We start from the raw sequence: 21,499 nt of genomic DNA, 5'->3' as shown, positions 1-21,499 counted from the left end.
CGCCGGACTTACGCATCGATGACGACCACCATCATGCCCCCCGCCCCACCCGCCGCGATGACCTCGCCAGGCACTACCCCAAATGTCCGGGTCGCCGTGCGCTCGCTGGACGCCTACTACGGGGCCACGCGGTCGGTGCGCGATGTCACGCTGGATTTCCTCGACGGACAGGTCACGGCGATCATCGGCCCCTCCGGCTGTGGAAAATCGACGTTACTCCGGTGCTTGAACCGGATGCATGAAACCATCCCTGGGGCCCGGGCAGAAGGCGAGGTGGAGCTGGATCGCACCGACATCTACGGTCGGGGAATCAACCCGATCGAGGTACGGCGCCGGATTGGCATGGTGTTCCAGCGGCCGACCCCCTTCCCCACCATGTCGATTCGCGACAATGTCGCTGCCGGATTCCGCGGCATGCCTGCCGCTCCACCGCGGCGGGAGGTCGACCAGATCGTGGAGTCGTCGTTGCGACGCGCCGCGCTGTGGGACGAGGTCAAGGACCGGTTGAAGGACTCCGCGACCGGGCTTTCCGGCGGACAACAACAGCGACTGTGCATCGCGCGCGCCCTGGCGACCAACCCGCGCGTGCTGCTGCTCGACGAACCCACCGCCTCCCTGGACCCGCTGTCCACGCAGAAAGTGGAGGAACTGGTCTATGAACTGCGTGGCACGGTCACGGTGATCATTGTGACCCACAACATGCAGCAGGCGGCGCGCGTGTCCGACCGGACGGCCTTCATGTTGATGGGCGACCTGGTCGAGGTCTCGCCCACCCGCCAGCTCTTCACGGCGCCGACCGATCCACGTACCGAGGCCTACATCACCGGGCGATTCGGATGACCGCACTCGGCCCGACGAGTTCGACCGGGAGCGTCGCGGCCAGCGCGTTCTCCTTCTGGTACAGTGAAAAGCAGGCGCTCCATGAGGTCACGCTGGAGTTGCCGCCCCGCGCCGTGACCGCGTTCATCGGCCCTTCGGGGTGCGGCAAGTCGACGTTCTTGCGATCGATCAATCGCATGAACGACATGATCCCCGGCACGCGGCACACGGGGACGATCACCCTCGACGACTCGCCGATTCACGACACCCGCATGGATGTCGTGCAGCTGCGACAGCGCGTCGGGATGGTCTTCCAGCGGTGGAACCCCTTTCCGCGCTCCATCTACGAGAACGTGGCGTACGGGCCCCGCATCAACGGCGTCCGCGATCGGCCAGAACTCGACCAGATCGTCGAGTCCGCGCTGCGGCGGGCCGCCTTGTGGGACGAAGTGAAGGACCGACTCCGCCAGTCCGCCCTGGGGCTCTCCGGCGGCCAGCAACAGCGCCTGTGCATCGCGCGCGCACTGGCCAACCAGCCCGAGGTACTCCTGCTGGACGAACCTTGCTCCGCCCTCGATCCGATTGCGACCCAACGGATCGAGGAACTGCTCTATGAACTCAAGGCGGAACTGACCATCGTGATGGTCACCCACAACCTGCAGCAGGCGGCGCGCGTGAGCGATCGAACGGCGTTCTTTTACCTTGGACGGCTCATCGAAGTGGGGCAGACGCAAGAGATGTTCACGAGCCCGCGCGAGGAGCGCACCGAGGCCTATATCACCGGGAGATTTGGATGAGTCCTTCTGACGCCGGCTTCCGGCACTTCCACGACCAGCTCTCCACCCTGAAGCAGCGCCTGCTCGACATGTCGGCGCGGGCAGAGGAGCTCGTGGAGCTGGCCGTCGACGCCTTGCTCTCGCGAGACAAGGACGTGGCCGACCAGGTCATCCAACGCGACCGGGAGATTGACCTCCTCGAGGTGGAGGTGGAAACCCTCGCGATCGAACTCCTCGCGCTGCAGCAGCCCATGGCGCGCGACCTCCGCTTCCTGATTGGGGCGATCAAGGTCTCCAGCGACCTCGAGCGCGTGGGGGACCACGCGGTCAACATCGCCCAGAGTGCCCTGCGACTGATCGCCCTGCGCGCGACCGCGGTCCCCGACCCCGAAATCGAGGACATGGCGCGACGCGCCCGTCGGATGCTCGCCGACTCCCTGGACGCCTTCATTCGCGCCGACGGCCAGCTCGGCCGGGCGGTCTGCAAGGCAGACGATCAGGTCGACGCCTTGCACGACTCGATGTTCCGCATTCTCTTGACTCACATGATGGCGGACGCGCGGACGATCAACCCGTCGCTCGAGCTCCTGCTCGTCAGCCGTAACCTGGAGCGTGTGGCAGACCTTGCGACCAACATCGGCGAAGACGCGGTCTTCCTCGCGGAAGGCAAGTCCATCAAGCACCGCTTCGAGTTCGACGCGAAGGACGCTGAGGCCGGCAGCCCTCCCGCCTGACGGCGCGGTACGCCTTGCCGCGATCGACATTGGCTCCAACTCGATCCGGCAGCTCATCGCCGACGTCACCCCCGATGGGCGTATCCGGATCGTCGACGAAATGAAGGCGGCCCCGCGCCTGGGGGCGGGGGTGGACATGAACGGCATCATGGGCGAGGAGGCGATCCTCGACGCCCTGGAATCGCTGTCGCGCATGAGCACGTTGGCGCGACAGTACGGCGTCTCACGCATCGATACCGTCGCCACGAGCGCCGTCCGCGACGCCGCCAACGGCAAGGGGTTTGTGGACCTGGTGCGTCGCGAAACCGGGTTGCGCATCCGCGTGCTTCAGGGCGACGATGAGGCCCGCCTCGCCTTCCGCAGTGCGCAGGCCCACTTCGACCTCGCGCGCTCCCGCGCCGTCGTGATGGACATCGGCGGGGGCTCCCTGGAGCTCGCCACGAGCGCCGGCGGCCTCATCGATCGACTGGCCTCGTTCCCCTTCGGGGCGATCCGGATGACCGAGCAGTTCCTCGGCCCACGCCCCACACGCAAGGACGTCCGCGCCCTGCGCAAGTTTGTTCGCGAGGACATCCGCAGGGCCCTGCCCCTCAAGGACTGGCGACGGGCCATGCTGATCGGTTCTGGCGGAACGTTCACGAACCTCGCCGGGATGTACCTCTACCGACGCGGTGCGTCCACCGCCGCCGGCAAGGTGCACGGGACGAAGTTGCCGCGCGAGGAAGTCGAGCACCTGGTGGACCTGCTGCAAACGGCCTCCCCCGCCGAGCGCGCGCAGATCCGGGGACTCAACACCGGCCGGGCCGACATCATCCTCGCGGGCCTCGTCGTCGCCGCCGAGGTGATGGCACGGATCGAAGCTCGGCACCTGGTGGTCTCCGGCTACGGCATTCGCGAGGGGATCCTGCTGGAGGGGGCGCAGGTACAATCGGTTCCCGCTGACCCCGGGGCGGCGCGGGCGCGCTCGGTGCGCACGCTTGCGGAGCGCTGCCATTTCGAGCAACCCCACGCCGAGCACGTCCAGCGCCTCGCGCTCCAGCTCTTCGATGCGATCGGCCCTCGCCTCGGCTGCAGTTCGGCCGATCGCGATGTGTTGTCCGACGCGGCCCTCCTGCACGATATCGGCTATCACATCAACTACGATCAGCATCACAAGCATTCCTACCACCTGATCCTCCATGCGGACCTGCTCGGCATGTCACCGGAGGAGCAAATGCTGGTGGCGGCCGTCGCCCGCTACCACCGCGGCACGGAACCCAAGCCCAAGCACTCCGCCTTTGGGGGACTCAGCGCCGAGAACCAGCGCCGGGTGGAGATCCTGAGCGGGATCCTGCGCGTCGCCGATGGCCTCGACCGCGGACACGTCGGCGCCATTGCGAGCGTCAAGGTGCGTTGGACGGAGCGCGCGCTCCGACTCACCCCGGTCGCCGACCCACGAGCCAAGGTGGTACGGCTGGAGCTGTGGGGCGCCGAACGCAAACGCAAGCTGCTCGAGACGGTGACGGGTGTTCCGGTGGTCGTCGTCGGCCACGCCTGATCGACGTTCCGGTAGCGCGGCCTGCGCCTACCCCTCCCGGACCTTCTTTCGTCGGACGCGCTTCGCGGGCAACGGTGCCTCTTCCCGCATGCGGCCGTTGCTCGTCATGGCGTCGTACTCCTCGAGCGACAGGGCACGCATCTCCGCCGTGGCATAGCGGCTGATCATGCGATCGAGGCCCCACGGGTCGCGCAGCAACCGATAGTGGGTCGCCAGCTCCTCGTCCGGCGTCGGCGAGGCGACCTGCAGGTACGTTCCATCCGCATGCAGCGTCCACGCCTGCCGATTGTCGTCGAGGCAGGTATCGAGGAGTGACCGCAACCGCGCCTGCAAGGGCCGGTCATCGACCGGGGTGATCACCTCGACGCGTCGCTCGAGGTTGCGGGGCATCCAGTCCGCCGACCCGATGTAGAACTCCTCCGCACCGCCATTGGCAAACGAGAAGATGCGCGAGTGCTCCAGAAAGCGACCAATGATACTGCGCACGCGGATGCGGTCACTGACGCCGGCGAGTCCCGGCCGCAGGCAGCAAATCCCGCGCACGATCAGGTCGATGGTCACGCCGGCCTGCGAGGCGCCATACAGCGCGGCGATCACGTCGGGGTCGACAATGGCGTTCAACTTGGCCACGATGCGCGCAGGCCGACCCGCGCGCGCATGCGCCGCCTCACGCGCGATGAGGCCCATGAACCGGGCCTTCATGGTCGTCGGTGCGACCAACAGCTTGCGATATTCCCGCTGGCGTGAGAAACCGGTGAGGAGGTTGAACACGTCGGAGATATCCGAGGCAATCGCTTCATTCACCGTGAAGAGCCCCAGGTCTGTATACACCCGGGCCGTCTTCGAGTTGTAATTCCCCGTGCCAATGTGCACGTACCGACGAATCCCGTCCGGGTCGCGTCGCACCACCAGGGCAATCTTCGCGTGCGTCTTGAGCCCGGGGAGCCCGTAGGCCACGTGCACCCCGTGGTCCTCGAGCGTGCGTGCCCACGTGATGTTGTTCGCTTCGTCGCCGCGCGCTTGCAGCTCAACGAGGACCGCCACTTGCTTGCCGCGCTGGGCCGCCTCCGTCAGCGCTTGCACAATGGCCGTGTCGCCCGACGTCCGATACAGCGTGGTCTTGAGGGCGAGCACGGCATCGTCGGTTGCGGCGCTTTCAAAGAAGCGCTCCACACTCATCGCGAACGACTCGAACGGATGGTGCACGAGGATGTCCCGTTCGCGAATCGCGTCGAAAATCGGCCGCTCGACATCGCGCAACTCGTGGGGCACCAGCGGCGCATACGGCGTGTCCCGCAACGCCGGGATGTCGACCGTCGCCAGTCCCATCAGGTCCGCGAGTTCCACCAGGGAGCCCACGTCGTGCACATCGCGCTCAGCCAATGGCAGGACGTCCGACGGTGCGCCTTCCCGCAGCTCCTCCAGCAACAGACGACGGACATGCTCGGGCATCCCCGCCTCCACCTCCAATCGCACAACCTCACCAAATCGACGTTGGAACACCTGCTCCTCGATCGAGGCCAGCAAGTCCTCCGGCTCGTCCGCGGCCGGCACGTCCAGGTCCGAGTACCGCGTGATCTTGAAGCCGTGCCAGTGCTCCACGGTCATGCCCGGGAACAGCGAGCCGAGGTGCGCCCCGATCAGCTCCTCGAGAGGCACAAACCGATGCGTGTTGCCTAACGGGACCCAGCGGGACAGGCTCCGCGGCACCTTGACGCGGGCGAAACGCTCTTCCCCGCTCTCGGGATCGCGGACGAGCACGGCCAGCGAGAGCGACAGGTTCGAGATGTACGGGAACGGGTGGCTGGGGTCGACCGCCAGCGGCGTCAGGACGGGAAAGACCTCGCGCGCGAAGAACCGATCCAGCTCCGTACGCTCCTCAACGCTCAACTCCTCCATCGAGACCAGTCGCACGCCGTGAACCGCGAGTGCCGGGAGCAGGACGCGGTGCAGGCACTCCACCTGGCGTTGCACCAACTCCCGGACCTTGCGGTCGATCGCGTCGAGTTGGTGCGTCGGACTCATCCCGTCCGGCGGCGGATGGGTGACCCCAGCGGCCACCTGCCGGCGCAACCCGGCGACACGCACCTGGTAGAACTCATCCAGGTTCGTGGTGAAGATCGCGAGGAACTTGAGCCGCTCCAGGAGCGGCGTCCGATCATCCAGGGCCTCGTGCAGGACCCGCGCATTGAATTCGAGCCAGCTGAGCTCACGGTTGATCAAGTGGCTCGCTGGAAGGACTGCGGAATCGGACATGCGAGGGCGAGAGGGGCTGGCCTGACGCGACGGGTGTGTAACTAGTGTAACAGGTTGAAGATGCCGCCCCTGTCACGAATCCGCCACGACCAGCGAATCAAGCGGCCTTGAACTCGTTGACATCAAAGGAGTTGCGCGGCGCCCCGCGTCCTGAGATCTCAAGGTACTCGGTAAACAACCCGTCAAATACGGCGTCCCACGTGCGCGCCTCCGCTTGCTGGCGGGCGCGGGCCGCCATTGCCGACCGCTCAGATGATGACCGGGCCAAGCGAATCAGGGCGGCCGCGAGGGTAGTGGGGTCATCGAACAGGGGTCCGGCTCCCTTCCCCACCAGTTCTCTAGTCACCGGGCAGTCCGCACCGACGACGGGCACCCCACTCGCCATGGCCTCAAGGACAACATTCCCAAAGGTGTCCGTGACCGACGGAAACACGAAGACATCGGCGCTGGCAAAGGCCGTGGAGAGTTCGTGACCGGAGAGCGTGCCGGTGAAAATCGTCCCCGGCGGTGCGGCGGCGCGTGCTTCGGCCTCGTAGGGACCGTCGCCGACCATCATCAAGCGAAGGGACACGTCGTGGGTCCGGATGGCCTGGCGCATCCCCTGCATGAGTGAGTCGATCCCCTTCTCACGCGCGATCCGACCAACATAGGCGACCAGGAGGTCGCCATCGCGGACCCCAAGGTCTCGGCGGAAGGCCGGCGACCTCCAGACCGGTGAAAAGGTGGCAGCGTCGACCCCGCGGCTCCACACGGCCGTACGGTCGAAGCCGCCTGCGCTCAGCTCGCGGGCGATAGCCGCCGTGGGACACCAGGTGCGCAGTCCGGAGTTGTGGAACCATCGCAGGAAGGCCCACCCGGGCCGCGTCAGGAAGCCGAGGCGATAGAATGCTGCGTACTGACTCAGGCTCGTGTGGTACGAGGTCACAAAGGGGATGTCCAGGTTGCGCGCCGCCGCGCGGGCGGCAAGCCCAACGCCAAACGGTGTCGCCGCATGGACGAGGTCCGGCCGCCATCCCTCCCACAACGTCGTCAGGCGAGACGCCCCGGGCCAGGACATGCGTAGCTGCGGGTATGCCCAGAAGGGACGGCTCGGAAAACCCGTCACCTCGGGTTCGGCATCCCGCGTGTTGGGATCGTGGGCCGTGAAGACCCGCACGTCGGCACCGCGTCGGCGCGCCTCCGTCACCAGCCGCCCGAGGGTTCGGGTAACGCCGTTGAGTTGCGGCGCCCACGTGTCGCTGGCTATGGCGAGCCGGAGGCCGCCGAGATCCCTGGTCATGCTGCGCATCCGAGGTCGTCCTCACTGGCGAGGGTGTCGTAGGTCAGCAACGTCCTGGCGCGCACGAGCGCAGGGAGGACGCGACGCAATGAAGCGGCCGTCACTGGTGAGTGCAGGTCGGACGGGTGCAGCGCGACGCGGAGGAGTGGCACCCGACTGCTGGCGCGTCGGTCCGCCAGCCAATCCGACATTCGAGCACGCCAGGCCGCGCGGCCACTCCATCGGATCACGAGAGAGGACAGGCGAACGCCGCGACGCACCAACCAGATCGCGCCGGTGTCCTCGGTCAGGGCCAGCCCCGATTCCCTCACGGCGCGTCGGTGCGCGGGACGCGCCAACCAGGCCGGGGGTACGAATCCCACGGGATCGAGCCCGAGCCGGCGGAGCGCCGTGACCCCGGAGGAGATCCGCTGGCGAGCCGCGGCGGTGCCTAACGTCAAGAACTCACCCTCACGCGCGGTCCGCCCCACGGCCGCCAGGTGGTCGACAACCGAACGCCGGAGCCCGACCTCATCGTGCCGTTGTCCGTGCAGGAGAACCGTGGCTCCGTCGCGTTGGCGGGCGCGCACCCACCGCACGGTTTCCGCGTGCTCGCCCAGCGGATGGGCGCCGTGCCAATTCGGCACGACGAGCAACGCGGGCTGTACGCCGACGGACGAGCACAGGGCCCAAAGTTCAGCCACCTCGGCGAGGTTGGGCGGGGCCACATCATGAATGGAAACGAGCAGCTTCACTGGCCACCTCCTGATACACCGCCAGCAGCCTCGAAAAAACGGTCGCCCAGTCGTGCTCCCGCTCCGCGTACGATCGGGCGCGCAACGACAGACTCGCGAAATCGGCTGCCAACACGTCTCGGACGGCATGAGCGCAGCCAACGGCGCTGCCGGAGGAGAAGGTCGCCCCGGCGCGAGAGGCCTCGACCAATTCGGCGACCGCCCCTTCCGCGGAGGACACGACGGGCACTCCGGAGGCCAACGCCTCCAGCGCGGCCAGCCCGAAGGTCTCGACATCCCCAGGGGCCACAAACGCGTCGGCCGCCGCGATCAGGTTGGCCAGCGTCACGCGATCATGCTGATAGGGCAGCCACGTGACCCGGACGGCGGAGCATCGGGCGCGGAGCGCCGCCTCGAGCGGGCCGGAGCCCACGATCACCAGGTGCGCCCCGGTCGCGCGCTCGACATTTGGCCACGCGTCGACCAGACACTCCAGGCGCTTCTCCGGCGCCAGTCGGCCCACGCTCATGACGATGGGGCGATCCAGCGGGAGCCCCAGTCGTCGCAAGGTCCGCTCCCGCGTCGCCCGTCGCGCCGGATAGAAGTGATCGAGGTCCACACCTAACGGGACGCGCGTGACGCGGGACACACCGGCCTCTGCCAACTCCCGCGCGGCGAAGTCCGAGGCGACGATCGTCCGGGCGACCAGGCGATCCAGTGAACGCACCCACCGCGCCAGCAGGCCCCGTCCCAACCGCCCTGGCGCCCGGGCCAGGCCTAGGCTGCGCCACGCGCCGGCAATGCTGGTGTGGTAGAACTGGACGAGCGGGATGCCGAGCCCTCGGGTGGCGAAGGACGTCACCCAGGGCACAAACACGGGACTGCCTACTTCGATCACCGTCGGCTGTTCATGCGCGATGATGCGACGCAGGGCGCGGGGAGCGAGCAGGAATCGGTACGCCTGGTTCGGCACGCGCGGGCCCTGCAACCGATACACACGCGTGCCGCGGCCCTCGGACAACGCATCAAAGGCCCCGGGAATCACCAGCGCGTGGCGCACCGTTTCCTGCCGCGACGCCCACCGCGCCTTCTCGACCAGGTAGGTCTTTACCCCGCCGCTCGTTTCTCCGAACCACTTCGTCACGTCCAGCACGGCGGTCGTCGCCTGCGGGCGGTCCGGTGGCGGAAGCGGGTCGTGCGCCATGGAGAGCGGCCGTGCATGTGCCAGCGCCGTTACGTCGCCCGACGCCCCGATCGCGGGAGGAGCCAGAGCAGGCGTCAGCAGCGTGGCCATGCTCACATGCCTCGCAGCAACCAGGCGGAGAGGACGGCCAGGACCTGCCCGGCCAGTACGTCGCCGGGATAGTGCACGCCAAGCGCCACCCGCGAGAACCCGACCAGGACCGCCACTGTCCCCAGCAGCGGAGACCAATCAGGAAAAGCCTGTCCCAGCCCCAAGGCAACCGACGCCACGGCGGCCGCGTGGCCTGAGGGAAACGAGAACCGGTCCGGCGCGGCAATGAGGGCCGCCGCCTCCAGGCCCTCGGAGGGACGCGGGCGCCCCACGCTCCGCTTGATGAGCTGCACCAGGAGGTGACTGGTGACCAGGATGATCAGCGCGGCCCGCCCCCCGATGGCCCAGCTCCCCTTCCCGGAGAGCAGGCAACCGAGCGAGAGGGCAATGGTCACCGTCGCACCACCGAGATGCGTCAGCCCGGTCCAGCACCATTGGGACGACGCCCCGCGGCGCGCGCGTGACGCCATGCGCACGAACATCGCACGATCCCGCGCATCAAGGTGCGCGATGACGGGATGTGCCACGCGGAAGACGCCGCCCAGTCGCTCGGCGCCTAACATGCGATCGCCATCGCGGTCGTGGCGACGTCCGGGAGGGTGGCAAACGCCTCCGTGATGGGCCGCCCATGCCAACCCTCGGGCACGTCGGCCCCGAGGGCCCAAGCGACCGTTGCCGGGACATCGAGGAGCGAATACCCGTCAGCCAGGCGCCCGGGCTGCACCTGCGGTCCCGCCAGCACCAGCGGAATCCGCCGATCGTGGGGATGGGCACTGTCGTGGTTGCGGAAGTCCGTGCCACCGCCCCCATGGTCGGCGAGGACGAGGAAGAGGGTCTCGTCATCCCCGTCCGCTTCAGTCAGTTGGACCAGCGCGCCCAACGCCGCGTCGATCTCTCGGAGCGCCGCGGCGTAGGCCCGCGACGTCCATCCCTCCGCATGGCCGGCCCGATCGGCATCCGGCCAGTGGTGGAGGTGCAGGCCGGCCTGCCGGACACGTCCGCCGGCTTCGGCCGCCGCCACGATCTCGCGCGCCGCATCGCCCCGGAGCGTCGCATGGGTGATCCCGACCAGTCGCGCGAACCCTTCCGCCAACTTGCGATAGGCGCGTGGCACCGTCGCGAGGTGGGCATGGGACGGCACGCCGGCGCGACCCAGCACGCGCGGCAGGGGATCCAGTGGCGCCGTGGGACGTGGCCAACAGAAGCGATCGGACGCGAGCCCATGAGTGGTGGGTTCCACTCCGGTGAGCAGTGACCCCATCGCGGCGGCCGTGACGGAGGGAGTCACGGTCCGCGCCGCGATGGACCAGGCCCCACGGGCCATGAGGCGCTCCAGATGCGGCATGCCGAACAGCGGCACCGCATCCGCTCGGACACCATCGATCACGACCAGGACAACACGGGTGATGCCTTCGGGCGGGGTGACCATGCCACGCGACCTCGGGAAGGAGTCGCTCGGGAGTTTCGCTGGACGCGTCACGCATCAGGTGAGGGTTTGGTCGCGGTGTCGTAACGCCTAACGCGACTCACGGCGGCTCGTGACCGGGTGGTGACCGTCGCGTGACCGGACGGCGACCCCGGCGCCGTAGCCTCGGACTCGTCAGGCAGCGCCCAACCGGGCGCGTGACTCGTCAGGCACCCTCCGACTCGTCAGGCATGCCCCGTCTCCTGGTGTGTACCGATACCTGGCCGCCGCAGGTCAACGGCGTCTCCGTGGTGACCGCGCTCACCGTGGAAGGGCTCGCGGCCCGAGGCTGGACGTGCGAGGTCGTCGCCCCACGGTACCCGCAGCACCTGCCGCCCGTCTTTGGGGCCGCGTTGGAACACCTTGCCCCCGTGACCACCGTGGCCTCGCTCCCCATGCCGGGGTACGCCGATATCCGCCTTGCACGCCCGGGCGACGGCCGCATCACCCAGGCCATCGAACGTTTCCGGCCGGATGTGGTGCATTGTGCCACGGAGTTCGCCATCGGGTGGACCGGCTTGCGCACGGCCCAGCGGCTTGGCATCCCCGTCACGACGTCGTACCACACCGACTTTGGACGCTACACAGACGCCTATGGCGTGCCGTGGCTGCGGGGAGCGGTGGACCGTCACCTGGCGCGGTTCCACGCCTCGGCCCTTCGCACCTTCACGCCGTCGGATGTGTCACGCGGGGAGCTCGCACGCATCGGTGTGATGCACGGCGTGACGTGGGGTCGCGGGGTCGACGTCAACCAGTTCCACCGACGCCGGCGCAGTGACCTCCTGCGCGAAGCCTATGCAGAGCCGGGGGCGTGCGTCTTTCTTCATGTGGGTCGCCTCGCCGCCGAGAAGGGGGTCGAGCAGATCGTCCGGGCGTTCCACCTCGCACGGCAGCAACTCCCGGATGGGGCGATGCACCTGATCGTTGCCGGCTCGGGCCCGCGCGAACGCGCCGTCCGGGCCGTGGGAACGGAACACGCCACCTTCCTGGGCGCGTTAGACCGCCTCGAAGTGCTTCCACGGCTCTATGCGAGCGCCGATGCCTTTGTCTTCGCCTCGGTCACGGAGACGCTGGGTCTGGTCATCCTGGAGGCGATGGCGAGCGGGCTGCCGGTCATCGCCACGCCAGCCGGCGGCGTCGCCGAACACCTCGTCGATGGCGTGAACGGTCTGGCGTACCCGGCCGCCGACGTTCCGGCACTCGCCGATCACATGGTGCGCCTGGCCACCGATCATGTCCTGCGGCAACGCCTCGCCGTCGGTGCCCGCGCGACGGCGCAACGACTCACGTGGGACAGTGAGCTCGACCGCCTCGACGGGATCTACCGCGAGTTGATCGGCGCCACTGCGGTCACGCGATAGCCGCCCCGCTCTGGTGCCGCACCACGTCGGCCGACAGCACCGTGGCCCGGCGCCTCAGAAGCTCCAACTCTTCCCAGCCACAAGCACTCCAATCCTGGGGATAACGCTCCAAACGCCGGGTACTGCCACCGGAAAAGAAGTAGAGGTTGCCACTCTGGGAGGTCAGGTCGGCAGGGCCGACTTCAACCGCCTGCCAGGCAAAACCGTACGCGTCAAGAAATCGAATGCTGGATGACACAGGGGACTCGGGGCGTCGCACACCCGAGTCTGCCTCCTGGCGTTCCGGACGGGAACGGTACCGCAGGTTTTGTTACACGGCCTGTTACACAATCGAGGCCGCACCCCCGCTTGCGCAATGACGCCCTCGGGCTCAGGGGTTGGCGAATTCGAGCAACCAGATGCACAACGCCCCGATCGACGACGCTGCGGGGATGGTGAGGATCCACGCCCAGACGATGCGGCCCGCCACGCCCCAGCGGACGGCCGACAGGCGCGTCGTGGCACCCACCCCCACGATGGCCCCGGTGATGGTATGCGTGGTGCTGACGGGAATCCCGAAGTTCGTCGCCAGCAGGATGGCGAAGGCCCCCGCCGTCTCGGCTGCGCAGCCGCCAACGGGGCGCAATTTGGTGATCCGGCTCCCCATCGTATGCACGATGCGCCAGCCGCCGAACAAGGTCCCGAGCGCAATCGCCGTGTACGCCCCCATCTCGATCCAGAGCGGCACGGAGTCGCCACTCGGCAGATACAGGTGGCGTGTCCAGTCTGTGGCACCGACAAAGGCCGCTTGGGACGACACCAGCAGGCCAACGATGATGCCCATCGTCTTCTGCGCGTCGTTGGCCCCGTGCGACAGGGAAAACAACGCGGCGCTCAACAGCTGCAGTCGACGGAAGAGCATGTCGACGCGGCGCGGCGACACGCGCCGGAACGCCCAGTAGATGAGCGTCATCAGGACGAAGCCCGCCACCATCCCGACGATCGGCGACAGAAAGATGAAGATGATCGTCTTGGTCCACCCCGACAGGATCACGGCACCGAACCCGGCCTTGGCCACGGCCGCACCGGCATAGCCGCCGAGCAAGGCGTGCGATGAGCTGCTCGGGAGTCCGTACCACCAGGTCACCAGGTTCCAGATGATCGCGCCCAACAACCCGGCGAGGATGACGTTGGGCGTGACGACGTTCACGTCGATCATCCCCTTCCCGACCGTCTTGGCCACCGCCGTGCCCACCGTGAACGCCGCGACGAAATTGAAGAACGCCGCCCAGACCACGGCGGACAACGGACTGAGCACACGGGTGCCGACGACCGTGGCGATGGAATTCGCCGAGTCGTGGAATCCGTTGATGAAATCGAAAATGAAGGCGACCAGGACGATCGCGACGACATACGTGACCACCGGCGGCCCCGCGCTCAGGAGTTCTTGAGGGAGATACTCTCGAGCACGATCGCTACGGTCTGGCACCGGTCGAGGGTCTCCTCGATCGTGTCGTAGATCTCCTTCCACTTCATCACGTCGAGCGGATCTGGCCGACCGGTGAACATCGCCTCCATCGCATCGTGATAGATGGTGTCCCCCTGGGCCTCCAGCACCTTCACTTCCCTGGTGGCAAGCGCCACCGCGCGCGGATCACGGATCTGCGTGACGGCCCGCTCGAGGTGCTTCACTTGTTGCTGCAGGATCTCACACAGCTTGCGCGCGGGTTCCTTCGTCTCGGTGATGTGAAACATCTTCGCCCGCCGTGCCGTGCCGTTGATGAGGTCCACGACGTTGTCCAGCTCCTGGGACAGGTTATGGATGTCCTCCCGATCGAGCGGCGTGATGAAGGAACTGTCCAGACGGCGACTCACGTCATGGGTGATGTGGTCCGCTTCGTGTTCCACTTCCTTGATTCGCGCGGTGATCTCGTCCAGTTGGGCCGGGTGCATGAACAGGTCGCGGAGCAGCCCGGCTGAGGTCACCAGCCGCTTCGACAGCTCGTTGAACAAGTCGAAGAAGCCTTCATCGCGGGGTATCAGTCGAAAAGCCACGTCACTGGGGGTATTCGGGTAAGCCGCCGTACACGCCACGGTCGTGACAATTCTACGCGCTCTGTAACAATCCCGTCAGTGCACCTCGAAATCCCCTCTTCGTGACCGACGCGGTCCCGAGTTGTTACGTGACCATGACATGTTGGTTACCGTCGGGCTAATGTGGACCCCTGACTGGAGACCGTCATGCCAGATCGGATTCGCCTCTCCATCGGCGCCGCTGCTGTCCTCCTGGCGGTCGCCTGCACCCCCGCGGTGCGGGTGGCCCACGGGGTGGAGCGCGCGTGCGAGAATCGCCGGCCGCACTGGGCCGCTTCGTCCGTGCAGCCCCGAACACTGACCGTCGCCTTCGCCGCGCCCGGACGGAGTCGCGACGGATGGGGGGTGTACGGCGACCAGCGCGTGCGCGACGCCGCCGCCGCCTGGAACGCCCTATCGCTCCCGCTGCGATTGCGCGTCACGCCGGACCTCGCGGCCGCCGACATCCGGGTCACGGTGGTCGATGTGCTGCCCGCCGACTCCGACGACCCCGACGGGCTGCGGCGGTACCGGGCCGGCGTCACTCGACTCGACGTGACGGGCGCCGGCACCCTGCGCCGCGCGCATGTCGGCATCGCCGAGCGTTCGCCACTGGGCACCCCCTACAGCGTCGAGGAGCAGCTGGCGACCCTCGTGCACGAACTCGGTCACGCCTTGGGACTTCCGCACGCGGAACACCGGCTTGCCCTGATGGCCGCTCAACCCATCGTCTCGTCGCTTACCCCAGCCGACGCGCGGCTGGCGTCTCGGACATTGGCGATGCTGGAGTGCGCCCCGACAGCGGTCGCCGCCCTTCGTTAGGCGCCGGGAACTAGTACGTCGTGCCGCTCGGGCCTGCCTGACAGGTGGTACACGCGGCGCCGTGTCCGTGCGCCACGGTCAGCAGGTCCCCGACAGGGAGCGGTCCCTGCCCCAGGCACTTCGCCATGGAGACCCCACTCGACGTACCGATACGCGTGGCCCCGGCCGCGATCATGCGGAGCGCAGCCTCGCAATCGCGCACGCCCCCGGACGCCTTCACCCCCAGGGCGTCGCCGACGACCATCCGCATCAAGGCGACCGCCTCCGACGTTGCGCCGCCGGCGGCGTGAAATCCGGTTGACGTCTTGACGTAGTGGGCCCCCATCTCGCGGGAGAGCGCGCTCGCCTTGATGATCTCCACCGGGGTCAGCGCCGCGGACTCGATGATCACCTTCACCAGATGACCACGTGCGGCCCGCACCACGGCGGCGATATCGTCGGCCACGTGGTCCCAGTCATTCGACTTGATGTGGCCGACCGGCACAACCATGTCGATCTCGGTTGCCCCGTCGCGCACGGCGACCTCGGTTTCGTGTGCCTTGGCGGCGGAACTGGTCGCACCAAGCGGAAAGCCAACGACGGTGGCCACGGCCACACCGGATGACGCCAGCTGTCTGGCACATCGCGAGACCCATGAGGGGTTCACGCACACGGCGGCAAACCGCAGCTCGCGGGCCTCTGCGCAGAGTTTGTCTATCTCGGCGGCGGTCGCTTCGGCCTTGAGCAGCGTGTGGTCGATGAAGTCGGCGATGCGCGCCTGGTCGCGGACCCAGCGGACCCCCGCCGGGGGGGCGTGCGTGGAATTGCCGGGAGTCGCAATGACAGGATGATGATCGCCGCGCGATGCGGTGTTACCCTGTCGTTCGGGGGGGGCCCCCCGTCCGGACACCTGGTCGCGCGCCGCCAGCTCCCGAGCCACCGCCTTGGCCAACTCCCGCACATCCATCGTCATGCCGCGTCCTCCGGCATCTCGCCGGTCAACAGGTCCACGCGATCCACCACGCCGACCACCACCGCCTGGGCCGGGATCTTCGCGTTCTTGAACAACGCGCGGGCGGCGTTCCCTTCCTGCACCACCAACACGCGCTCCCCCACCCCGACCCCAACCACGTCCACGCCAATCAACTCCGCCCCCTCTTCCTTCCCCGCAAGACTCAGTCGGCGGAGCAAGAGCAACTTGTGCCCGGCCAGCTCAACGTGGCGATGCGTCGCCACGACGTCCCCGACAACGCGCGCGAGGAACATCGTCAGCCCTCCAGGGTGCGCGCGTCACCCACATCGCACCAGTCCACCTTGGCGATAATCCCCGCGTCGACCGCAGCGAAGGGATCGTCCAGCACGATCGCCGCCTCACGAGACGTGATGTACACCACCACCTCCCCCGGCCCAACCCCCACGCGATCCAGGGCAACGATCGGCTTGCCCGCCGGCGCACCGTGTGCGGTCAACGGCTGCACCCACTGCAACGGCACACCCCGCAGGGTGTCCTGCTTCACGGTCGCCACCAGCCGGCCCAGCACGCGCGCGAGGTACATCGTCAGCGGCCCGCGGCGTCGGAGAACGCCAGCCGCGCATCACTCAACGCCTGACGACGCCCCACCAACTCGCGATCCACAAAGAACCGGATCAGGACGAACCCTGCCACAAACCCTCCCACGTGCGCCCACACCGCCACACCGCCCGAGATGTCGCCTCGCAACTGGCTCAACTGCTCGAGTCCGCCCAACACCTGCCACACAAACCACATGACCAACACCACCCACGCACGGACGCGCACGATCCAGGGGATGATGATGATCGGGATCAGCACCTTCACGAGCACACGCGGATACAGCACCAGGTAGGCACCGAGCATCCCGGAGATCGCTCCGGAAGCCCCTACCGTGGGAACCGGCGAAGAAGGCGCGGAAATGATGTGCGCCCCGGCGGCGAGCAAGCCGCAGGCGAGGTAAAAGACGAGGAAACGCCCCCGCCCCATCGAGTCCTCGACGTTGTTCCCGAACACCCACAGAAAGAGCGCATTGCCCAGCAGGTGCGCCCAGCTCCCGTGCAGGAACATCGACGTAAGCGGGGTGAAGGTGTTGATCGGCTGGTCGTCCACCGCACAGACCCATGCCTGGCCGCCATGCTGCCCCATCGGCACCGCCATGTTGAGCGGCGCGCCGTGCGTGATCTCCCCAGGCACCATCCCGAGGTCGCACACCGACGACGACAGCTGAAACGGGTCGAATCCGGCTCCCTGTGCCAGGACCCAGGCCGCGCCGATCAGGCCCAGGACCCCGATCGTCATGACCGGCGTGCGCAGGGTCGGGTTTTCGTCCGAGATGGGAATCACGCAGCCCCGGGCTGTGGGATACTGGCCAGTCCAACGATAAGGCGCGCAGGCACTTATGCCAGCCCCCTGACATCTCTGCCGCACTTGGCGGCGATCGGGCAGTCGGTCCGCCCCAATTCGTCCCGCAGTCTGCCATTTTGGCCGAACGCCTTCGGCCTCGGCATTGCCTTACACATCGACATAACTCGGAGGCCCGCGAGGGCAGCCCACGAGACCCACTCGCAACCCGTGAACGAACATGCCTGACAAGGTCATTGGAATCGACCTCGGTACCACCAATTCGGTCGTCGCCGTCCTCGAGGGCGGAGATCCGGTCGTCATCCCCAACTCCGAGGGCGGCCGGACCACCCCCTCGGTCGTCGGTTTCACGAAGGACGGGGAACGGCTCGTCGGCCAGATCGCCAAGCGTCAGGCGGTGACCAACCCCAGGAACACCGTCTTCTCGATCAAGCGGTTCATGGGTCGCAAGACGACCGAGGTGACCGAGGAGAGCAAGCGCGTTCCCTACGCCATCGTCGCGGGCCCGAATGACCTGTCCGCCGTGGAGGTGCAGGGCAAGCGGTACACGCCCCCCGAAGTCTCCGCGATGATCCTGCAGAAGATGAAGCAGACGGCGGAAGACTACCTCGGACATGGGGTGACCAAGGCGGTCATCACCGTCCCAGCGTACTTCAACGACTCGCAGCGGCAGGCCACCAAGGACGCCGGCAAGATCGCCGGGCTCGAGGTCCTTCGTATCATCAACGAGCCGACGGCAGCCGCGCTCGCGTACGGCCTCGACAAGAAGAAGGACGAGAAGGTCGCCGTCTTCGACCTTGGCGGCGGCACGTACGACATCTCGGTCCTGGAACTGTACGACGTCGACGGCACCCGCCAGTTCGAGGTCAAGTCCACGAACGGCGACACCCACCTCGGCGGCGACGACTTCGATCAGCGCGTCATCGACTGGTTGGTCACTGAGTTCAAGCGTGACCAGGCCATTGACCTGTCCAAGGATGCGATGGCGCTCCAGCGCCTCAAGGAAGCGGCGGAGAAGGCCAAGTGCGAGTTGTCCTCGACCATGTCGACCGACATCAACCTGCCGTTCATCACCGCCGACCAATCGGGACCCAAGCACCTCAACTACCAGCTCACCCGCTCGAAGTTCGAGCAGCTGGTGGACGACCTGATCCAGCGCACGCTGGAGCCGATGAAGAAGGCCCTCGACGACGCCGGCCTCAAGCCAACGGAGATCGATGAGGTCCTCCTCGTTGGCGGCTCCACCCGGATTCCAAAGATCCAGGAAGTCGTCAAGGGCTTCTTTGGCAAAGAGCCGAACAAGGGCGTCAACCCGGACGAAGTCGTGGCGATCGGCGCGGCCGTGCAGGGTGCGGTGCTCACCGGCGAGCAGAAGGACGTGCTCCTGCTCGACGTCACGCCGCTGTCCCTGGGCATCGAGACGTTAGGCGGCGTGATGACTGTCCTCATCCCGCGCAATACGACCATCCCGACGCGCAAGGCCGAGACCTTCTCGACCGCGGACGACAACCAGTCGACGGTCGAGATCCACGTGCTCCAGGGCGAACGCGAACTCGCCCTGCACAACAAGACCATCGGCAAGTTCACCCTGACGGGGATCCCGCCGGCTCCGCGTGGCATGCCGCAGGTCGAGGTCACCTTTGACATCGATGCGAACGGCATCCTGAACGTCGGCGCCAAGGACAAGACCACCGGCAAGGAGCAGAAGATCCGCATCGAGGCCTCCAGCGGCATCTCCAAGGACGAGATCGAGCGGATGGTCAAGGATGCCGAAAAGAACGCCGGCGACGACAAGCGCCGCCGCGAGGAGATCGACACGCGGAATCGGCTCGATTCGCTCGCGTACGAAGTGGAGAAGAACTCCAAGGAGTGGGCGGATCGCCTCTCCCCCGAGATGAAGACCCGCCTGGAGACGGCGGTGGAGCGCGCCCGCAAGGCGCACCGCGGGGACGACATGGCCGAAATCAAGGCATCCCTCGAGGAGCTCACCAACGCCTATCAGGAGGCCGGGCGGTCACTGTACACCCAGTCCCAGGCGTCGGAACCCACCCCGGACGCAGGGGCGACCGGTGGGGACCAGGCGTCCGCCGGAAGCGACAAGAAGGATGACGACGTGGTCGAAGCGGACTACGAGATCGTCGACGATCCCAAGAAGTCGTAGGCACGGCCTCCGGGTGGGTTGCAGGTTGCCGAACCTTCAACCCGCCCCGGCACTCTGCCGACGCCGGTTCGGGAGCACCCGGTTGAACTTCCCGGGCAACCCCGGCGTATTACCTGTGTGACGAATCGGTACTCCGGCCTCCGGGGTACCGATGTAGCTTGAAGGGGCCCTTGGGCTCCGGTGTACCACTCGCGGCACCTACCTGCCACCCGCAGCAACCATGTCTTCGTTGTCTTCCCGTGCCAAGCTGTTCGGCGCCGTCGCGATTGCCTTCGCATGCGGCCTCGTCTTCGCCTCGGGCTTCGACCTGACGCCGTTTGGTTGGGCACAGTCCCGCACCGCGCCGGCTCGCCAAGCCAGCATGACGCCGGCCACTGCGCCAGCGTCGGTGGTCGAGCTCAACACCTCGTTCGTCGGCATCGCCGACCGCGTGGGGCCCGCCGTCGTCTCGATCGCGGCCGAACGCACGGAGCAGCCAACCGCGCAACAACGGCGGCCGAACATCCAGCGGCGCAATGCGCCTCCTGGCATCGAGGACTTCTTCCAGGAGTTTGGCCCGCAACAGCAGCAGCGTCCACAGTTCTCCAGCGGCACCGGCTTCATTGTGTCGAAGGATGGCTACATCCTCACGAACAACCATGTCGTCGAGAACATGGACAAGATCACGGTCACCTTGATCGACCGTCGACAGCTGCCGGCGCGGGTTGTGGGCCGTGACCCACAGACCGACGTCGCCGTGCTGAAACTGACCGGCACCGACTTCCCCGTTGCCGCCTTCGGCAACGACGAAGGGGTGAAGGTCGGCGAGTGGGTGCTCGCCATCGGCAACCCCCTCGGCCTCGACCACACGGTCACCGCCGGCATCGTCTCGGCGAAGGGCCGCGGCGGCAATGACCTGCGCGGGCTGAACACCGACCGGTACGCCATCCAGGACTTCATCCAGACCGACGCGGCGATCAACCCAGGCAACTCCGGTGGCCCGCTGGTCAACATTCGGGGCGAAGTGATTGGGATCAACACCGCCATTGCGTCGGGCACGGGCTATTACCAGGGCTACGGCTTCGCCATCCCGATCAACTTGGCGCGCGACGTGATGGACGACCTGGTGAAGAATGGCCGGGTGCGCCGGGCCGTCGTCGGCGTGAGCATTCGCGACGCGTCACCGGCAGACGCGAAGGCCGCGGGCCTCAAGGACATCTCCGGCGCGCTCGTGCATGAGTACTCCAGTGACCCGAGCCCGGCGAAGACGGCGGGCATCGAAGTGGGTGACGTCATCGTCAAGGCCGACGGCAAGGTCGTTGACCGGACCAGCACGCTGCAGCGCATCATCCGGGCACATGAGCCGGGCGAGACCGTTGAGTTGGAGGTCATGCGGTTTGGTGACCGCAAGACGTTCAAGGTCAAGCTGATCGAGGCGCCGGCCGAAGAGCGACAGGTCGCTGAGAATGCCCGAAGTCGTGAAGCCGAGAGGGAGGCCGAGCCGGTGCGCGGCGGCTCCTACGAGGCCAAGCCGCTCGGGGCCACGGTCGAGGCGCTCACCGAAGAGTTCATTCGCGAGAGCCGCCTGCCAGCGGAGCGCCGCGGTGTTCGGGTGATCGCGGCCGAGCGCTGGGCACAACGCGCGGGATATTTCGCCCCCGACGGCAGTGACCTGATCACCGCGGTGCTCTTCCCTCGCCCTCGCAAGGACGTCCGGACCACCGCCGACCTGCGCGAGGTTCTCAGCCGTGTCAAGGATGGCGACACCGTTTCGCTGCAGGTCTACAACGTTCAAGCGCAGCAGTCGCGGGTCGTGAGCCTGACAGTGGGCGAGCAGTAGTCACCCGCTCTCGCAGGACCAGGGCCCCCGGGGATTCCCCGGGGGCCGTTTTGCGCCC

General features: G+C 67.2%; 21 protein-coding genes. 8 read left to right on the top strand and 13 right to left on the bottom strand.

Features of this window, described 5'->3' with window-relative positions; genetic code table 11:
* The first annotated feature begins 57 nt into the window (after window positions 1-57).
* From pstB to IPK85_14580, 4 genes are read left to right on the top strand one after another with little or no spacing between them, the layout of a single operon-like run.
* Window positions 58-840 (top strand): phosphate ABC transporter ATP-binding protein, encoded by a 783-nt coding sequence (gene pstB, locus IPK85_14595; protein MBK8248619.1) that lies wholly within the window; start codon window positions 58-60, stop codon window positions 838-840.
* Window positions 837-1,616 (top strand): phosphate ABC transporter ATP-binding protein, encoded by a 780-nt coding sequence (locus IPK85_14590; protein MBK8248618.1) that lies wholly within the window; start codon window positions 837-839, stop codon window positions 1,614-1,616. Before pstB ends, IPK85_14590 begins: the two co-directional genes overlap by 4 nt.
* On the top strand, window positions 1,613-2,329 hold the full coding sequence (phoU, locus tag IPK85_14585; protein ID MBK8248617.1) for a phosphate signaling complex protein PhoU: 717 nt from the start codon (window positions 1,613-1,615) through the stop codon (window positions 2,327-2,329). The genes IPK85_14590 and phoU overlap by 4 nt, the downstream gene beginning before the upstream one ends.
* A complete protein-coding gene (locus IPK85_14580) occupies window positions 2,220-3,866 on the top strand; it encodes a Ppx/GppA family phosphatase (GenBank protein ID MBK8248616.1) in 1,647 nt (548 codons plus the stop codon). The genes phoU and IPK85_14580 overlap by 110 nt, the downstream gene beginning before the upstream one ends.
* Window positions 3,867-3,893: 27 nt before the next feature.
* On the opposite strand, the gene ppk1 is transcribed toward IPK85_14580, so the two are convergent.
* From ppk1 to IPK85_14550, 6 genes are all read right to left on the bottom strand, one after another.
* Window positions 3,894-6,122 carry a polyphosphate kinase 1 gene (gene ppk1 / locus IPK85_14575; protein ID MBK8248615.1) on the bottom strand — a complete coding sequence of 743 codons (2,229 nt, stop codon included), beginning with the start codon at window positions 6,120-6,122 and terminating at the stop codon, window positions 3,894-3,896.
* 97 nt (window positions 6,123-6,219) lie between these two features.
* A complete protein-coding gene (locus IPK85_14570; GenBank protein MBK8248614.1) occupies window positions 6,220-7,401 on the bottom strand; it encodes a glycosyltransferase family 1 protein in 1,182 nt (393 codons plus the stop codon).
* On the bottom strand, window positions 7,398-8,135 hold the full coding sequence (locus IPK85_14565; GenBank protein MBK8248613.1) for a polysaccharide deacetylase family protein: 738 nt from the start codon (window positions 8,133-8,135) through the stop codon (window positions 7,398-7,400). Before IPK85_14565 ends, IPK85_14570 begins: the two co-directional genes overlap by 4 nt.
* Window positions 8,110-9,408: a glycosyltransferase gene (locus tag IPK85_14560; protein MBK8248612.1), complete on the bottom strand. Its 1,299-nt coding sequence runs from the start codon at window positions 9,406-9,408 to the stop codon at window positions 8,110-8,112. The genes IPK85_14565 and IPK85_14560 overlap by 26 nt, the downstream gene beginning before the upstream one ends.
* A gap of 2 nt (window positions 9,409-9,410) precedes the next feature.
* Window positions 9,411-9,971, bottom strand: coding sequence for a phosphatase PAP2 family protein (locus tag IPK85_14555; GenBank protein ID MBK8248611.1), 561 nt, complete (start codon window positions 9,969-9,971; stop codon window positions 9,411-9,413).
* Window positions 9,965-10,837: an alkaline phosphatase family protein gene (locus tag IPK85_14550; protein MBK8248610.1), complete on the bottom strand. Its 873-nt coding sequence runs from the start codon at window positions 10,835-10,837 to the stop codon at window positions 9,965-9,967. Before IPK85_14550 ends, IPK85_14555 begins: the two co-directional genes overlap by 7 nt.
* Window positions 10,838-11,064: 227 nt before the next feature.
* On the opposite strand from IPK85_14550, the gene IPK85_14545 reads away from it, so the two are divergent.
* Entirely contained in the window at window positions 11,065-12,234 is a 1,170-nt protein-coding gene (locus tag IPK85_14545; protein MBK8248609.1) for a glycosyltransferase family 1 protein, read from the top strand.
* On the opposite strand, the gene IPK85_14540 is transcribed toward IPK85_14545, so the two are convergent.
* The 3 genes from IPK85_14540 to IPK85_14530 form a co-directional block, all read right to left on the bottom strand.
* Window positions 12,224-12,472 carry a hypothetical protein gene (locus tag IPK85_14540; protein ID MBK8248608.1) on the bottom strand — a complete coding sequence of 83 codons (249 nt, stop codon included), beginning with the start codon at window positions 12,470-12,472 and terminating at the stop codon, window positions 12,224-12,226. The genes IPK85_14545 and IPK85_14540 overlap by 11 nt on opposite strands.
* Before the next feature lie 132 nt (window positions 12,473-12,604).
* A complete protein-coding gene (locus IPK85_14535; protein MBK8248607.1) occupies window positions 12,605-13,636 on the bottom strand; it encodes an inorganic phosphate transporter in 1,032 nt (343 codons plus the stop codon).
* Between the two features lie 14 nt (window positions 13,637-13,650).
* Entirely contained in the window at window positions 13,651-14,268 is a 618-nt protein-coding gene (locus IPK85_14530) for a DUF47 domain-containing protein (GenBank protein MBK8248606.1), read from the bottom strand.
* 186 nt (window positions 14,269-14,454) lie between these two features.
* On the opposite strand from IPK85_14530, the gene IPK85_14525 reads away from it, so the two are divergent.
* Window positions 14,455-15,108, top strand: coding sequence for a matrixin family metalloprotease (locus tag IPK85_14525; GenBank protein ID MBK8248605.1), 654 nt, complete (start codon window positions 14,455-14,457; stop codon window positions 15,106-15,108).
* A 10-nt stretch (window positions 15,109-15,118) separates the two neighbouring features.
* Here IPK85_14525 and deoC read toward each other — a convergent pair whose 3' ends face one another.
* From deoC to IPK85_14505, 4 genes are read right to left on the bottom strand one after another with little or no spacing between them, the layout of a single operon-like run.
* On the bottom strand, window positions 15,119-16,054 hold the full coding sequence (gene deoC, locus IPK85_14520) for a deoxyribose-phosphate aldolase (GenBank protein ID MBK8248604.1): 936 nt from the start codon (window positions 16,052-16,054) through the stop codon (window positions 15,119-15,121).
* A 2-nt stretch (window positions 16,055-16,056) separates the two neighbouring features.
* Window positions 16,057-16,353, bottom strand: coding sequence for an ethanolamine utilization protein EutN (locus IPK85_14515; GenBank protein ID MBK8248603.1), 297 nt, complete (start codon window positions 16,351-16,353; stop codon window positions 16,057-16,059).
* Between the two features lie 2 nt (window positions 16,354-16,355).
* Complete coding sequence (locus IPK85_14510) at window positions 16,356-16,643, bottom strand: EutN/CcmL family microcompartment protein (protein MBK8248602.1); 288 nt, start codon at window positions 16,641-16,643, stop codon at window positions 16,356-16,358.
* A 2-nt stretch (window positions 16,644-16,645) separates the two neighbouring features.
* A complete protein-coding gene (locus IPK85_14505; protein MBK8248601.1) occupies window positions 16,646-17,443 on the bottom strand; it encodes a rhomboid family intramembrane serine protease in 798 nt (265 codons plus the stop codon).
* Between the two features lie 238 nt (window positions 17,444-17,681).
* Here IPK85_14505 and dnaK point away from each other — a divergent pair, with 238 nt between their 5' ends.
* Both dnaK and IPK85_14495 read left to right on the top strand, forming a co-directional pair.
* Window positions 17,682-19,622 (top strand): molecular chaperone DnaK, encoded by a 1,941-nt coding sequence (gene dnaK, locus IPK85_14500; GenBank protein MBK8248600.1) that lies wholly within the window; start codon window positions 17,682-17,684, stop codon window positions 19,620-19,622.
* 220 nt (window positions 19,623-19,842) lie between these two features.
* Window positions 19,843-21,441: a Do family serine endopeptidase gene (locus IPK85_14495; GenBank protein MBK8248599.1), complete on the top strand. Its 1,599-nt coding sequence runs from the start codon at window positions 19,843-19,845 to the stop codon at window positions 21,439-21,441.
* Window positions 21,442-21,499: the final 58 nt, after the last annotated feature.

It is taken from the genome of Gemmatimonadota bacterium (assembly GCA_016712265.1).
GTDB lineage: Bacteria > Gemmatimonadota > Gemmatimonadetes > Gemmatimonadales > Gemmatimonadaceae > RBC101.
The sequence above is the reverse complement of the archived record's forward strand: the minus strand, read 5'-3'. Positions and strand labels throughout refer to the sequence as shown.

Bases quoted from the DNA above. Each gene is read 5' to 3' on its own strand.
- pstB (MBK8248619.1), top strand. From the start codon at position 58: ATGACCTCGCCAGGCACTACCCCAAATGTCCGGGTCGCCGTGCGCTCG.
- IPK85_14590 (MBK8248618.1), top strand. From the start codon at position 837: ATGACCGCACTCGGCCCGACGAGTTCGACCGGGAGCGTCGCGGCCAGC.
- phoU (MBK8248617.1), top strand. From the start codon at position 1,613: ATGAGTCCTTCTGACGCCGGCTTCCGGCACTTCCACGACCAGCTCTCC.
- ppk1 (MBK8248615.1), bottom strand. From the start codon at position 6,122: ATGTCCGATTCCGCAGTCCTTCCAGCGAGCCACTTGATCAACCGTGAG.
- IPK85_14570 (MBK8248614.1), bottom strand. From the start codon at position 7,401: ATGACCAGGGATCTCGGCGGCCTCCGGCTCGCCATAGCCAGCGACACG.
- IPK85_14560 (MBK8248612.1), bottom strand. From the start codon at position 9,408: ATGGCCACGCTGCTGACGCCTGCTCTGGCTCCTCCCGCGATCGGGGCG.
- IPK85_14555 (MBK8248611.1), bottom strand. From the start codon at position 9,971: ATGTTAGGCGCCGAGCGACTGGGCGGCGTCTTCCGCGTGGCACATCCC.
- IPK85_14550 (MBK8248610.1), bottom strand. From the start codon at position 10,837: ATGGTCACCCCGCCCGAAGGCATCACCCGTGTTGTCCTGGTCGTGATC.
- IPK85_14545 (MBK8248609.1), top strand. From the start codon at position 11,065: ATGCCCCGTCTCCTGGTGTGTACCGATACCTGGCCGCCGCAGGTCAAC.
- IPK85_14525 (MBK8248605.1), top strand. From the start codon at position 14,455: ATGCCAGATCGGATTCGCCTCTCCATCGGCGCCGCTGCTGTCCTCCTG.
- deoC (MBK8248604.1), bottom strand. From the start codon at position 16,054: ATGGATGTGCGGGAGTTGGCCAAGGCGGTGGCTCGGGAGCTGGCGGCG.
- IPK85_14515 (MBK8248603.1), bottom strand. From the start codon at position 16,353: ATGTTCCTCGCGCGCGTTGTCGGGGACGTCGTGGCGACGCATCGCCAC.
- IPK85_14510 (MBK8248602.1), bottom strand. From the start codon at position 16,643: ATGTACCTCGCGCGCGTGCTGGGCCGGCTGGTGGCGACCGTGAAGCAG.
- dnaK (MBK8248600.1), top strand. From the start codon at position 17,682: ATGCCTGACAAGGTCATTGGAATCGACCTCGGTACCACCAATTCGGTC.
- IPK85_14495 (MBK8248599.1), top strand. From the start codon at position 19,843: ATGTCTTCGTTGTCTTCCCGTGCCAAGCTGTTCGGCGCCGTCGCGATT.